Annotated in this window: 13 protein-coding genes, 1 tRNA gene and 1 pseudogene; 10 read left to right on the top strand and 5 right to left on the bottom strand. The window is 32.6% G+C overall.

Annotated features, from left to right (window positions below):
* Positions 1-472, bottom strand: a pseudogene (locus K5782_RS02240) (hypothetical protein); the annotation flags it as partial.
* A gap of 34 nt (positions 473-506) precedes the next feature.
* Between K5782_RS02240 and K5782_RS02245 the strand changes: the two are divergent.
* Complete coding sequence (locus K5782_RS02245) at positions 507-2735, top strand: hypothetical protein (RefSeq protein WP_297463700.1); 2229 nt, start codon at positions 507-509, stop codon at positions 2733-2735.
* A 52-nt stretch (positions 2736-2787) separates the two neighbouring features.
* On the opposite strand, the gene glyS is transcribed toward K5782_RS02245, so the two are convergent.
* Positions 2788-4245, bottom strand: coding sequence for a glycine--tRNA ligase (glyS, locus tag K5782_RS02250; RefSeq protein WP_297463702.1), 1458 nt, complete (start codon positions 4243-4245; stop codon positions 2788-2790).
* 31 nt (positions 4246-4276) lie between these two features.
* A complete protein-coding gene (locus K5782_RS02255; RefSeq protein ID WP_297463704.1) occupies positions 4277-5116 on the bottom strand; it encodes a deoxyribonuclease IV in 840 nt (279 codons plus the stop codon).
* A gap of 85 nt (positions 5117-5201) precedes the next feature.
* Between K5782_RS02255 and K5782_RS02260 the strand changes: the two genes are divergently transcribed.
* From K5782_RS02260 to K5782_RS02280, 5 genes are all read left to right on the top strand, one after another.
* A complete protein-coding gene (locus K5782_RS02260) occupies positions 5202-6230 on the top strand; it encodes a DNA primase (RefSeq protein WP_297463706.1) in 1029 nt (342 codons plus the stop codon).
* Complete coding sequence (locus K5782_RS02265; RefSeq protein WP_297463708.1) at positions 6230-7351, top strand: DNA primase small subunit domain-containing protein; 1122 nt, start codon at positions 6230-6232, stop codon at positions 7349-7351. The genes K5782_RS02260 and K5782_RS02265 overlap by 1 nt, the downstream gene beginning before the upstream one ends.
* Positions 7352-7439: 88 nt before the next feature.
* Positions 7440-10292: a UPF0182 family protein gene (locus tag K5782_RS02270; RefSeq protein WP_297463710.1), complete on the top strand. Its 2853-nt coding sequence runs from the start codon at positions 7440-7442 to the stop codon at positions 10290-10292.
* Positions 10293-10343: 51 nt separating this feature from the next.
* Entirely contained in the window at positions 10344-10886 is a 543-nt protein-coding gene (locus K5782_RS02275; RefSeq protein WP_297463712.1) for a gamma-glutamyl-gamma-aminobutyrate hydrolase family protein, read from the top strand.
* A gap of 33 nt (positions 10887-10919) precedes the next feature.
* On the top strand, positions 10920-11879 hold the full coding sequence (locus K5782_RS02280) for a tetratricopeptide repeat protein (protein WP_297463714.1): 960 nt from the start codon (positions 10920-10922) through the stop codon (positions 11877-11879).
* A 2-nt stretch (positions 11880-11881) separates the two neighbouring features.
* On the opposite strand, the gene K5782_RS02285 is transcribed toward K5782_RS02280, so the two are convergent.
* Positions 11882-11955, bottom strand: a tRNA-Gly gene (locus K5782_RS02285).
* 51 nt (positions 11956-12006) lie between these two features.
* On the opposite strand from K5782_RS02285, the gene K5782_RS02290 reads away from it, so the two are divergent.
* A complete protein-coding gene (locus K5782_RS02290) occupies positions 12007-12180 on the top strand; it encodes a zinc-domain-containing protein (protein ID WP_179365615.1) in 174 nt (57 codons plus the stop codon).
* On the opposite strand, the gene K5782_RS02295 is transcribed toward K5782_RS02290, so the two are convergent.
* Entirely contained in the window at positions 12181-12303 is a 123-nt protein-coding gene (locus K5782_RS02295) for a hypothetical protein (protein WP_255458273.1), read from the bottom strand.
* Between the two features lie 74 nt (positions 12304-12377).
* On the opposite strand from K5782_RS02295, the gene K5782_RS02300 reads away from it, so the two are divergent.
* The 3 genes from K5782_RS02300 to K5782_RS02310 are packed head-to-tail and all read left to right on the top strand — an operon-like array spanning position 12378 to position 14434.
* The gene (locus K5782_RS02300) at positions 12378-12770 is read left to right on the top strand and encodes a S6e family ribosomal protein (protein WP_297463718.1); all 393 of its coding nucleotides are present in this window, start codon (positions 12378-12380) and stop codon (positions 12768-12770) included.
* 40 nt (positions 12771-12810) lie between these two features.
* The gene (locus tag K5782_RS02305; protein WP_297463720.1) at positions 12811-14073 is read left to right on the top strand and encodes a translation initiation factor IF-2 subunit gamma; all 1263 of its coding nucleotides are present in this window, start codon (positions 12811-12813) and stop codon (positions 14071-14073) included.
* Complete coding sequence (locus tag K5782_RS02310; RefSeq protein ID WP_297464074.1) at positions 14066-14434, top strand: twitching motility protein PilT; 369 nt, start codon at positions 14066-14068, stop codon at positions 14432-14434. The genes K5782_RS02305 and K5782_RS02310 overlap by 8 nt, the downstream gene beginning before the upstream one ends.
* Positions 14435-14449 lie beyond the last annotated feature (15 nt).

Here is a 14449-nt window from a genome sequence, read left to right on the forward strand (position 1 = left end):
AGACAGCATCAGTATCACTCAACGAGTCACTATCACTACAAGACACCATAACCAAGACAGCTTCAGTCTCTCTAGCAGAATCACTATCACTTGATGACACAGCAAATGCAACCAGATCCGTATCAGTATCCCTCTCAGAATCATTAACCATCAATGACGCCATAACCAAGACAGCATCAGTATCACTCAACGAGTCACTATCACTACAAGACACCATAACCAAGACAGCTTCAGTCTCTCTAGCAGAATCACTATCACTTGATGACACAGCAAATGCAACCAGATCCGTATCAGTCTCTCTCTCAGAATCATTAACCATCAATGACGCCATAACCAAGACAGCTTCAGTCTCTCTAGCAGAATCACTATCACTTGATGACACAGTAGATAATGAACAAGCTATATCTGTATCATTATCTGAATCACTGTCACTACAAGATAAAATCAACAAAAAAATTCCACGTTCATTCACTGAATCATTAAAGTTATCTGACAGTGTAACTTCGTTGAAAAATATACAACCTAATCAAATTCTAGTTGAACAACAACAATCTACTATTACTCTTAACACCAGCAATTCTGAGCTAGTCATATTGTCTACTGATGCTATGCTAAACTCTGTTTCCATAGAAAGAAATGTTGCAAATACAAAAATGAATTACACTGCAATTAAAACAGGAAATACTGTTCTTGTGTCTAATAGCTGGACAGCTCAAATTGATCTAGATGATAGTATAGCTGAATATGACGTACAAGTAACACTTGCCAACTCTACTACAATTACAGGACCTGCTGGATGGAATGGTTTGCTCTCATTGCCAACAATCACTACAATCACAATCCCTGATACCAGTACTGATACATTTGATGATATCACTTCATTTGAAATTGGATTGCCTTCTGATAGTGTTACATTTGATGAACCTGTTAGAATGAAGTTTTCAAATTCTGGTGGTCAGGGATTTGTAACCTACTTTAAGAAACCTGGTGACAGCAGTGTGACATTTATCAATACTGTTTGTAACTCTGATAACCTTGCTTCAGTAAAGGCACAACTTGGTGGAACAGGAGAATGTGCTATTGATAATGGAACTGATATTATCGTCTGGACAACTCATTTTACATCATTTGGTGATGCTCATAAATCAGCAAAATCTAGTTCCTCTGGTGGCACTGGTAGTGCTGGCGGAACATCTAGTGGTTCCTCTGGTGGTGGTAGTCGTGCAAGTGGTAGTGGTACAGGAGCTGCTAGTGGATTTGGTGGAATACTTGGTACTTCATTGACAATCAATGAGGTAACTTATGATAAATGTGGTCAACATATTGCAAGAATTATTGTATCAAGTGATGCTGATACTGCACCATCTGTGAGAGTACAAACTGCAAAGTCAGGATCCATTGATGCAAAATTATCTGATAATCAACCATATGCAGAATCAAACAAGATAACAAAAGTAGACAAGTATCTCTACGAAATTACAATTGATTCAGATGAATCATTTTTGATGATAGTAGTCACAGAACAAAAAGGAGAAATCAAAAACACTGTTCAGACAGTGGTCCGTTTGTTATCCTGTGAAGGATCTATTGTGATTGCAAAGGTGCCAAAAGATGAGATTGAAGAGACATCCACTATTGCACCTAGAATATTTGATACCAAATTCCAAATTGATGATGGAAAGCAATATCGTGCAGATACTGAATCAGAATTCTACTATCTTGATAACCAAGATTTGACTGTTACTGCAATAATTGATAGTAAGATTTCATTACAGAGAGCTGAACTTAGGATAATTCCAATGACTCAATCTGATAATGAGTATGTTGCAGTTAAAATGAATATAAAGTCCATACCTGTATCAAACTCTACATATCTTGTCAGTGCAACAATTCCATCACAATTCATTGCAGAACCAGCAATGAAGTACTGGATACATGTATTAGATGAAGATCAAAACACAAATGAATCAAAACAATACAGCATTGGTGTTAAACCAACAACCATCCCTGACGTGATAGTTGAGATGGATACGCCAACAATTAGACCCACAGGATCTGTTGCAAAACCAGAAATATACATTAAAAATGAAAATTCTCCAACATTTGGTATTGTTTCTCTAGTGGTAGATGGCAAGATAGTCTCAAAGAAATCTCAACTAATTGAAACAGGACAAACTAAAGTCTCATTTGACTGGACTGTACCATCATCTGAGGGTTATTCAAGTAATGAATTACAAGGAAGAGTTGATTTGTATGATAAGACAATTATCACAAGTCAAGCACTAGTTCACAGCTATCCAAAGACAATTACAATGTCCGTATATGATATGAAGCCATTAGAAGTATTGGTAAAAGATGACAAAGTCTTGGCAGATCCTGCATTGATTTATGCCTCTGATTCAGATGAAAATCTTAGATTTAGAGTAATAGATCCTCAAGGACAATGTATTATTGGCGGAACTGATGAATGTCTTGTTAAAGAAAGCACCAAACAGAGTCGTGGTGGATTACAAAGTATTCCGTATGGAGATCAAATTCTTAGAGTAAAGTACAGTGGATCTGATAATGCACTAGAGAGATTCTCAATTACATCAATTGATCCAATTACTGATCAATGGACTGTAACATTGGAAACTGATGATGGATTTGTACCACAAGTTCATGCAACAGAAGACACATCAATTAAGATAAAATACAGATATCACTCTGAAACAATCACCGTGAAATCAAATTAAATCTTAATTTAATTTTGTTATTTTTTAATTAAATATTAAAATATTTTAAAAATTAAGGATATGCAATTGATTCTGCAATTATTGATTGCAAGTCTGAAATTTTTATTCTACTTTGTTCCATAGAATCTCTTTTACGTATGGTGACAGTTTGATCTTCTAGAGTTTGATAATCTACAGTTATTGCAAATGGAGAACCAATCTCATCTAATCTTCTATATCTTCTTCCGATTGCTCCTGAATGATCCAAAAATGCATCACATTTTCTTTTAATTTGTAGATAAATATCGTCGGTTTTTTCTTTTAGTCCGTCTTTTTTTATCAAGGATAAAACTCCTACATGAACAGGCGACAAATATGGTTTTAGAGATAGAACAATTCTATCATTTTCTTTATCATCTTTCAAACTATGCTCTAAAATTGTGTATAGACTCCTGTCAATTCCCATTGAAATCTCAAAGATATGTGGCAATACTTTTTCATCATTGTCCATGACCTCAAATTTTTCATTGCTTTTCTTTGCATGGCTTGAAAGATCATAGTCTGATCTATAATTACATGCAACTAATTCAAGCCATCCTATTGTTGTTTCAACTTCAAAGTCAAATGCAACCTCAGCATAGAATGCTTTTTCTTTATCTCCGAGTTTTCTAAATCTACTTTTTGTTACATCAATGCCAGTTTTTTCATAAAATTCAGTTAATATCCCAAGATAATATGCCACAAACTTGTTAGGGATTACTTTAGATTCCACTGCTTCTCTGCATGTCATAGATACTAGTTTAGTATCTGTCTGAATTCTAATTATTGTATTTTGAATCTCAGAAAATCTATCCATCTGATCTAACTTTTTTGGATTACAAAACACTTCGATTTCTGCCTGATAGAATTCTCTTAAACGAAGTAGACTTTGTCTTGGTGCTATTTCATTTCTAAAACTTTTTCCTACTTGAGCTATCCCTAATGGCAATTTTCCTCGCATTGTCTTAAAGAGTCTTGGAAAATCAACAAAGATTGATTGACATGTTTCTGGTCTAAGATATGCTTCCTCTTCTTCAGGCCCAATTCCTACTTTAAACATCATATTGAATTTTCTTGTTTTTTCAAAATCCCCCTTACATTTTGGACATTTGATGTTATTTTGCAAAACTGCATTATCAAATTCTATCAAATCCGCACTTTCAGGAATTTCAATTTTTGATATTTCAGCTATTGTTCTATCTGCTCTAAAAGTTGATTTACATTTTATACATTTTATTATTGGATCAGCAAAGTTTCCCAAATGACCTGACGCCTCAAAAACAGATTTTGACATTATCTGTGAACCATCAATTTCCATCATTCCGTCTCTTCTTATCAATTCTCTTCGCCATAATTCAAGAAATTTGTTTTTCAAACTTACGCCAGAAGGACCATATTCCCAAAACCCTGCCTGTGCATCTGCATAAATCTCACAACTTGGAAAGTAAAATCCACGCTCAAGTGCTAATTTCATGACATCTTCATAATTCATTGTATCGTATCACCAGTAACTGAATAAATTTCTACGCCAACTCCTTGACCTTTCTTATATTTTCAAAATCATCTCTAGTGTCATCAATTGGAGTTTCCAAAATTATTGGAATTTTTTTCTTGTTGGCAGTTTTTATTACTTCGGCTAATCCTTTCTCTCCAATATTTCCCAATCCTATATGATAATGTCTATCGAGGTTACAGCTAATCTCACCTTTGGCATCATTAAGATGAAGAATCTTCAAATTCTCAAATCCTACTGTGTCATCAAATTTCTTTAATGTTTCTTTGACTGATTTTTCTGTTCTTAGGTCATATCCAGAAACAAAAGCATGACATGTATCCAAACAAACACCAAACTTTTTTGATGGCTTTAATTGATTAAATATCTCTGCTAATTGTTCAAAGTTTGCACCAACAGAATTTTTTTGCCCTGCTGTGTTCTCAAGCAAAATCATAACATCATTTTTTGTTTGTCCTGCCTTGTTTAGTCCCTTAACAAGTTGTTTTATTCCAGCTTCTTTTCCTGTTCCTAGATGACTGCCTAGATGTGTAACTAAATATGGAATACCAAGTTTTCCACATCTCTCAATTTCATTAACTAGTGTATTTACAGATTTTTCAAAACCGTCTACTTTTGGCGTAGATAAATTTGGTAAATATGGCATATGAGCACATGTTGCAAATCTATCTATCATACTTGATTTTAGTTTCTCTTTGAAATTAGTAATGTCATCATTTGAAAGATCTTTTGCATGCCATCCTCTAGGATTTCTAGTAAATATCTGAAAAGCGGAACATTCTCTCTCTACTGCATTATCTACTGCTTTGTCAATTGATCCAGATATTGAAACATGACATCCGATCTGCATAATTGATATTTTTCTTAAAACATAATTTAAACCACCGTTCAAATTCAAAAATCAGATTTTTAAGTAAACTCGGTAAATTACTTTTATGCTTGAACTTGGAGCTGATGAATATGCCAAGTATCCCTTTATGGCCGATGCTGGTCAATATCTAAAGGATAAAGGTTTTCCTCTAGTTAAATTTGGAACAGATCCTGATCTAAAACCCTCTGTTGAAAAAGCATTTCATAGGCTTAAAGTTTCTACTGAAGGAGGAATTTACAAATCTGAACTTATTGATGGTCAAGCATCAAAATCATATGTCCTTGAGATTGAAGTTTTTTCATTTCTTTTAGCTATAGTTTTGATTAAATTAACTGGTATGCATACTCTAACCAAAAGATTTGCACTAGCGGAAGCCAGGCGAGCAGAACAACATCTTGAAAGAGATCTAGGAAAAGCCTCTGAAAAATCTAAAATTGATTTAGCAATAAAAATAATTCATGATTTATTTGGTATTGAAGTAATAAAACGAGACAATTTCTTTGAAATACCAGTAGCTGATTATCTAAAACACTCTACAAGTTTCCATGAGCGAGAATGGAAATTAATCAATAGATATGTCAAGGATGGCAAAGTGTTACTTACTCCAGAAAAAACAGTTAGATTAATTCGAAAAGAACTAGGAACCTATATTGGCTCTAAAATTAATAATGCTCCCACACCTCCTATGATTCCTGGATTTGAAAATATGGTAAACGAATTAATCTCAATTTGTAAAAAACTTACCCCTTCTTACACTACTATTACTGGAGAATATCCACCATGCATAAAACATGCAATTGACGTTCTTGAAAAAGGAGAAAATCTACCTCACTCTGGTAGATTTATGCTTGCTACGTTTCTCTTATCAAAAGGACAATCAGTTGAAGAGATTGCACCATTATTCAAAAATGCACCAGATTATAATCAAAGAGTAACTCTTTATCAATTAAACCATCTTGCTGGAACTTCAGGAAGTGGGACTCACTATTCTTGCCCTTCATGTGAAAAACTTAAAACACAAAATTTGTGCTTTGCAATACCAGAATGTGATAATATCATAAACCCAATCCAATTTGGAAAAAAGAGAATCTGATGCAAGAAAATGACATAAAATTTCTAGAGGATACTTTTAAAAAATATTATTTTGATCATTTTGATCTAATTCGTGTTCCAAACAGAACCTCAGAGAGAGAGTTTGGATTCCAAAAATTTAACTCTGGTATGACTAGACATATCTCAATCAAAGATGATAAAGAATTACATCTACTGTTGATGAAAAATACTCCGTCTGATGTATACTGTTCTAATGCATGTTATTCATTTCCAAATTTACCTATGAATGAAAAAGATTGGAAAGAAGCCGATCTAATTTTTGATATTGATGCTAAAGATCTTAATCTAGAATGTAGAAAAAATCATACAATTTCTAAATGTAATGACTGCAATGAAATATCTACTAATATGAATAGTTGTAGTAAATGTAATTCTATAAAACTAGAGAAAAAATCTCTTTCTTGTAAAAATTGTATAAATGCTTCAAAAAATGAAGTATCAAAACTATCCAATATTCTTATTGAAGATTTTAGTATTCCCCAAAATGATATTCATGTATATTTTTCTGGTAATGAAGGATTTCATGTGTATGTATACAATTCACAATTTCAACAATTAGGTTCTAAAGAAAGATCAGAATTAACAGATTACATAATGTTTCATGGGGCAATTCCAGAAACATTTGGAATGAAAAAAATTAAGCCAAATCGTTCAACATTTCCGGATTTTGATGAAAATGGATGGAGAGGAAGATTTTCTAAAGAAGTGTATGGTACAAAATCAAAGCGTTCAAAAATAATCACCGAATTAATTGTAAATGGATATTCTTCTTTTCAAAAAACTTTGGATGATATTTCTGATAAAATTGGTGCAAAAATAGATCCTAATGTTACAATGGATATTCATAGAATTTTCAGACTTCCTGGTTCATTAAATAGTAAAAGTGGTCTAACCAAAGTTTTCTGTACTGATCTTACAAAGTTTGATCCATATCTTGAAGCCTCATTTCTCAATGAAAAATTAGTTGAAGTAATAGCTAACTGTCCAATTAGATTTAATCTAAAAAACACAAAGTTTGGTCCATATTTTAATGAAAAAGTATCTGTTCCGACATTTGCTGCAGTATATATGATTTGCAAAAAACTAGCAACAATCTCTTAACTTAAACCTCTTAAATGAGAAATTCATGACTAAATTCTAAAATTTACTGGTAAGACATTAATTTACCAAACTGCAAGAAACATTGATTTTGTATAGCGCCTCTACTGACAAACAAGTTCCGCCTCCTGACGCAGGTAAACTTGTCCGATTAATTATAGTTGCAATAATTGCAATTGTAATAATTGCAGTTGCTGGAAATCAGGCAGTAATTTTATCAATGAATTTTACTGAATTTGGGGATCAGTTTACCAAACCACTGTATTATTCCCTTGTCTCAACCATTATTCTTTCAGCTATTGCTCTAGTAAGAGTAAATATCATTGGTAGATCTTCTATCTTTTGGTATGGGCTTCATACGGCAATTGGCTTTATAGGGAAAAGTACTCAACAACCACTCTCAAATAATATTACAAGCTTTAAAGATTACAAGCTTAGCCCATTACAATTTGTAATTTGGCAGATTACCAAGATTTTGCTTTTCGGAGCATTTTTTGTCAATATTATGTTTGGATTTGCAGCTATCTCTTTTATTGATGGGAATAATCTTGGTATTGAAAATATAACTAATATTTTCTCTTTACCATTCGTTACACCAAGTACTGATGGTAGTTATTCGGTTGAACAAGTTGTTCCAATGATTCCATCTCTTGTACTTCTTTTACCTCCAATTCTTGCAGCAATTGGTCTTCGATTGGTTTTGTATGTTGGCATTCATAAAATTATTAATGTCATTACGTCATATCTCCAAGATTCACAAAGCGGAAAACCAAGATATCTCAATTATGTCTCAACAGTAGAAACCATAATTGGTGTGGGAATAGTTTGGTTGGGATTCAATCTCTTTTTCACTGATCAAATTGATTATAATACTAGATATGTGATTGGTGGAACACTTGTAATTGGTTTTGCTCTTTTAGCATTTGCACTTGTAGATAGAATTCGAGCTCGTGTTCTTACTCATATGTTTAAGAGAGATGTTTATATTAGAATTTTAACAATTCTTGCAATTGCAGTTATTGTTGGAGGACTAGTCTCTGTTAACAATAGTATTGCTGATGCAAAAAAAATTGAGTATTTGGGACCATACACTGCTCAACAAATTAGTCTCAATAGACACATTGGCCAACTAAATGATATCAAAGAAAATACTCACGATGTAAAATTACAATCTGTATCGCCAAATAATATCAAAAATTATGTTAATCAAAATAAAGATGTGCTTAATGTTGTTAGAGTATGGGACTGGGAGGCAGCTTTTGCTAAACTAAAACCTGAAATTGGATTAATTCCTTACGTGGATTTTGAGGATAATGATATTCTTCGTTTTAATGGTACATTATACTGGACTGCTTCGATGAAACCAATTTTGCCATCTTCAGTAAGTCTTGCAAACACATGGTATAATGAACATCTTGTATATACTCACGTTCCAAATGGATTTTTAACACTTGAGGCTACAACTGGCCAAATAATTGATAGTAGTAAATTTTTCAAACAACGAGAAATCTATTATGGTGAAGGAGGTCTCTTTTCTACAACCTGGTCTGCATATCCAAACTCTAGGACTACTAGTGCCGAACTTGGAGGTGTATCTTATAATGGTGCAGGAGGATTAGATGTATCTCCACCACTTAGCTGGACTTTTGAACCAAACTTTTTACTTTCATTTCCTGTCGAATCTGTACATGTGATGCGATACAAAGATGTTCATGATAGAATGAAAACTTTGTATCCGTATTTTCTGTATGATCTTTTTGGTAAAGAACTAGATTCTATTCCAGTAACTGATGGCACAAATTCCTATTGGCTTATTCCTTTGATAGTTGGATTTGATACTCACGATGTACCATGGTCTGTTGGAAATCCATATTTGAGATTAGTAGGATTTGCTCTCGTAGATACCTATGATGGTGATATCCAATTAATGAAAACAGGTGATGATTTCTTTACCGATATGTTTGTTAGTCAATACTCTGACAAGTTCACACCAATACCTGCTTGGCTTGAGGAACAAATACGATATCCAGTTGAACTCTTTAATTGGAAAGCAGAGATGTATAACATTTATCATGTAAATGATGTTGAAACATTTATTCAAGCAAATGAATTTTATGAAGTTCCTCAAGGACTAGAGGCATATTATGTTGAAGCAAAACCTCCAGGTTTTAATCAAACTGAATTCATTGGTTTACTTTCATTAGAACTTAGAGGTTCTCAAGGAAGAAATCTTGCAGGATACATGATAGTTGAAAACGATCTTAATCATTTAGGAGATTTACAATTCTATGAAGTTCCATTAAACTCTACTACTAAATTGATTGGTCCTACTGCAGTTAGAGAAGCATTAGATAAAGATCCTACATTTGCAGAACTAAAGACTCTTTTAAGAAATCCTAGAATTGGAGATAATATTCTGTACAGAGTTGGTCAGCATGATGTTTACTTTATACCTGTATACACTGCAGGTTCTGGTGGAGTTGTTGCACAACTTGGTACTATTGCAGCAGTAGGTGCAGCCTTTACTGGTGAATATTATGTTGGTCTTGGAGATACTCAAGAAAAAGCCTTTGAAGCATATTTGAAAAAGGTATCTGGCGTAGCTGGTTCCTCAACTTCAGTTAATGTAGATTATATTGAATTAGGAAAAACAGATAGAATCAATATTATAAAATCATCATTTACAGATAATAAAATTGAGATCTCTGAGCCAACATCAATTCAGATTCCATTATCATTTAAAGAGGGAGAAATATTCTTCTTTACTGAAAATGATCGTCTTGATACACAAGATTTCTTGAAAAAATTCATAGATAATTTTGTAAAACCAAGAACTGATAGAGTATTCATGTGGCAAGAAAACAATAATCTCAATATTGGAACAATAATAGTAAAAGACAATATTCCTGAAATGCATTACATTTCAATTGAAATTGGAAATTAACTTCTAAAATAATTTAGAACGTTAAATTACCTGCATCTTTAGTATCTACTAATGCTACTAATAATTGATAATGGGTCTGTTTACACAAAAACTCTGATTGATTTTTTAACTGAAAAAAATATTTTATTTAAAATTGAAACACCTGAAATATTAGATTTAAAGTCTTTAGATAATTATAATTCATTTATTCTATCTGGAAGAAGAAAAAATGAAAAAATAACAAACCAAATTAATTCTAAAATTATTAATCATGCAATTCAAAATAATAAAAAATTATTAGGAATATGTTATGGCGCGGAAATGTTGGCTTTGACTTTGGGTGGAACAATTAGAAAACTTGCAATATCTCAAAAAGGTACGCAAAAAATTAACATTAACAAAGAAAACTCACTTGTTACAAATGATATAGAAGTATTTGAAAGCCATGGATTTGAAATTTCTAAATTACCAAAGTTTTTACATGTTCTGGGTTCATCTAAAAACTGTAAAATTGAAATTATTCAATATGAGAATAAACCCATTTTTGGAACTCAATTTCATCCTGAAATGAGTAATGATGGTCAAAATTTGATTCAAAAATTCTGTTCTCTATGATTGCTTTTAATAACTCAAATCTTTTTTGATTGTATGGACACGAATGACCATCAACTTTTACTTCCTTTAGTAGATGAAGAAAATATTTGCTTGCCTTTGCCAATAAATGTAGTTTCAAAATATTGGAATATTACACTTCCAATGTCTGAAGCTATTGAATCTGCTAAACAATATCCGAATTCTAATGGAAGTGTCTTAATTGAAGGAATTGAATCTGCAGAAAGGCATGGACTAAAGTGTAAAATTATTAATTCATCTTTATCTGAATTAAAAAAAATTATTGCATCAGGAATTCCTCCAATAGTTATTTTACCTGGAATTCCTGAAATCACACAACACGCTTCAGTATTATCTGGATATGACGATGATGAAAAAACCATTCTTCATTACATCCAAAAAGGGAATTATGAAGGTGAACAACAAGTGGGAGCTATTCCGCAAGAACTTTTTGATAAAGAATGGTCTGAAGATGGACGATTGTTAATTATTTTAGCACCACCCGATGTCTTTTCTTCTATAAAACTAAATGATACCAACGAAATCTCAAATCGATTATGTCTTATTTCTGAAAGATTAATCATACAAAAAAATCTTTCTGACGCTTTGGCATCTTTAAAAAAAGCAATTGAATCAGATGAAAATAATCCAACTGCATTATATCTAATAGCTAGTTTACTTAATGAACAAAACTCTAATGATTGTGTAAAGTATTATGAGAAATGTATTGCTCTTAACAAAAGGTTTTACCTTGCATATGTAGGACTCGGTAACTATTATCTTAAAAACAATCAATTTGAAAAAGCTGAAATTCAGTATAGTAAAGCAATTGAAATCAATCCTAAAAGATCTGCAAAAATTTACAAAAATAGAGCTTATCTCAAAGAAAAACAAAAAAAGAATTCTGATGCAAAAAATGATCTAAAAAATTATCTGAAACTTTTCCCAAAAGCTAAAGATCGTGGGATTATCGAGCAAGCAATAAGAGAATTATGATGTGCGGAGTGCGGGATTTGAACCCGCGACCTTCAGCTTGGGAAGCTGACATCTTACCGAGCTAGACTAACTCCGCTTACTGAAATTAATTAATTATGATTAAATATCTTGATTGTAAAATAATATCATGGATGCACGTTGCCCTGAATGTGAGAAAGTAGCAATTTTAAATGACGAAATTACTATAGTAAAATGCCCGCATTGTAATTTTGAAGCAGATTATGATACATATCTTGAGATAATGAAAGATCAAGCAATTAACATGTCATATGATTATATACCAAAAAGACCTGGGCTTTAACTACCAAAAATTTCCTTTATCTGAACAATCCAAATGTGCTCCACACTTTGGACAAAACATATGGCATGCTTGCAAATCTACCATCTTGTTATCACATCTAGGACACCTAATTTCTTCATCCATGCGTATGTTAAGTAATCTTGATTTAAAAATAATGTCCAAAGGTTAATTAGTCGTTCAACTTTTTTTTGAAACAATTGACAAACTTCAAACTTACCGTATCTGATGTAAAAGGAAAATCTATTACTAAAGAGTTGAAAGACAATGATGCAAACAAGTTACTTGGTTTACAACTCGGTAATGAAACAGATGCGTCTATTGTAGGATTGCAAGGGAAACTAAGGCTTACTGGTGGCAGTGATAAATCTGGAGTACCAATGAGAAATGATATTCATGGATCTGCAAGAAAATATATTTTACTTTCAAAGGGAGTTGGATTACAAGCAGCAGAAATAGGTCAGAGAGTAAGAAAACTTATGCGTGGTAATACAGTTTCAGAAGAGATATACCAAATAAATTGTAAATTTGACGGAGAACTACCAGTAGAAGCTCCTACTGAAGTAGCAACAGAACCTAAAGAAAATAAATAAAAAGAATAGCTTAACATATGCCGGATCTACATTTTCATTGATGCACTGGCGAGAAACTCTTCCTGATTGGTACATAAAAAAATATGGTCATCAACCATGTGTAAATATTGGAACTGCAGGTCATGTTGATCATGGAAAAACTACACTTATTCAAGCATTAACAGGTTCATGGACAAGTGTTCATAGTCAAGAACTAAAAAGGGGAATTACTATACGTGTAGGTTATTCTGATGCAGCATTTTACAAATGTAAAAGTTGTGAAGAACCATTAGGATACTCTACAACTCCAAAATGTAAAAACTGTGGAAAAGAAAGCGAGTTATCTAGAGTCGTTAGTTTTGTAGATAGTCCAGGACATGAAAGTCTGATGGCAAACATGCTATCAGGTTCAGCTTTAATGGATGGAGCATTATTGCTAGTGGCTTCTAATGAACCAGTACCTAAACCGCAAACCAAAGAACATTTTTTGGCACTTCAAACACTTGGAATACAACAAATTGTAATTGTGCAAAATAAAGTAGATTTAATTTCATATGAAGAAGCCATTGCTAATCAAAAAGATATTACAAAATTTGTTAAAGGAACAAATGCTGCAAAAGCACCAATCATTCCAATATCTGCTCAATCAGGACTTAACATAGATGCTTTGATTGGTGCAATTGAATCAACCATTAAGACTCCAGAAAGAGATGAATCTAAAGAACCGATAATGCATGTATTGAGATCATTTGATGTCAACAAACCTGGAATTAAATTAAAAAATATCAAAGGTGGTGTTATTGGTGGTAGTTTAACACAGGGAACTTTGAATGTAGGTGATGAAATTGAAATTAAACCAGGGATAATGGATGAAAAAAAGAAATCATATGAACCACTACTTACAGAGATTACTTCTCTAGGTACAGCGGCTGGTATAGTAGATTCTGTAAAACCAGGAGGTTTGGTAGCAATTGGTACAAAACTAGATCCTGCAATGACAAGAAGTGATTCGTTTATCGGTTCTGTAATTGGAAAACCTGGAACACTACCGGAAAATTCAACTCAAATAAGTCTAGAAGTAAATTTATTTGATTCTGCAGTTGGAGCAGCTGAAGATACTAAAGTACTTCCAATCCAAGTTGGAGAATTACTACGATTAAACATAGGAACTGCTCCAATTCTAGGTAAAGTTTCTAAAATAAAATCAAATAGTATAGACGTTGAACTTAGAAGACCAGCTTGCATATTTGAAGGTGGAAATGTCGCAATTAGTAGGAGAATTACTGACCGATGGAGATTAATTGGTGCAGGAATCCTTGGTTGAAGTTATCTGTGATACAAATTTCTTAATTCATCTAGCAACTAGAAGAATCAAAAACATTGATAATCTTGATGTTGAAATAGGACAAGTTATTTTTGTTGTTCCACAAGTTGTTCAAAATGAACTTTCTGGATTAATCAAAAATCCTAAAAAACAACAGGATATTAGTCAAACATTAAATTTCATAAAAAATTTCAAAGTACTTCCTATAAATGGAAATTTTGCAGATAAAGAACTAATTAATTATGTAAAAAAAAATGGTTCCATTATTGCCACCATGGACAAAGAATTAAAAAAACAAATCAAAAAACATGGTGGAACTATAATGTCTTTATCAAATAATAAAATTATTCTAGAATCATAGCAAAATTTAACTTGA

Source organism: Nitrosarchaeum sp. (assembly GCF_025699065.1).
Taxonomy (GTDB): Archaea; Thermoproteota; Nitrososphaeria; order Nitrososphaerales; family Nitrosopumilaceae; genus Nitrosarchaeum.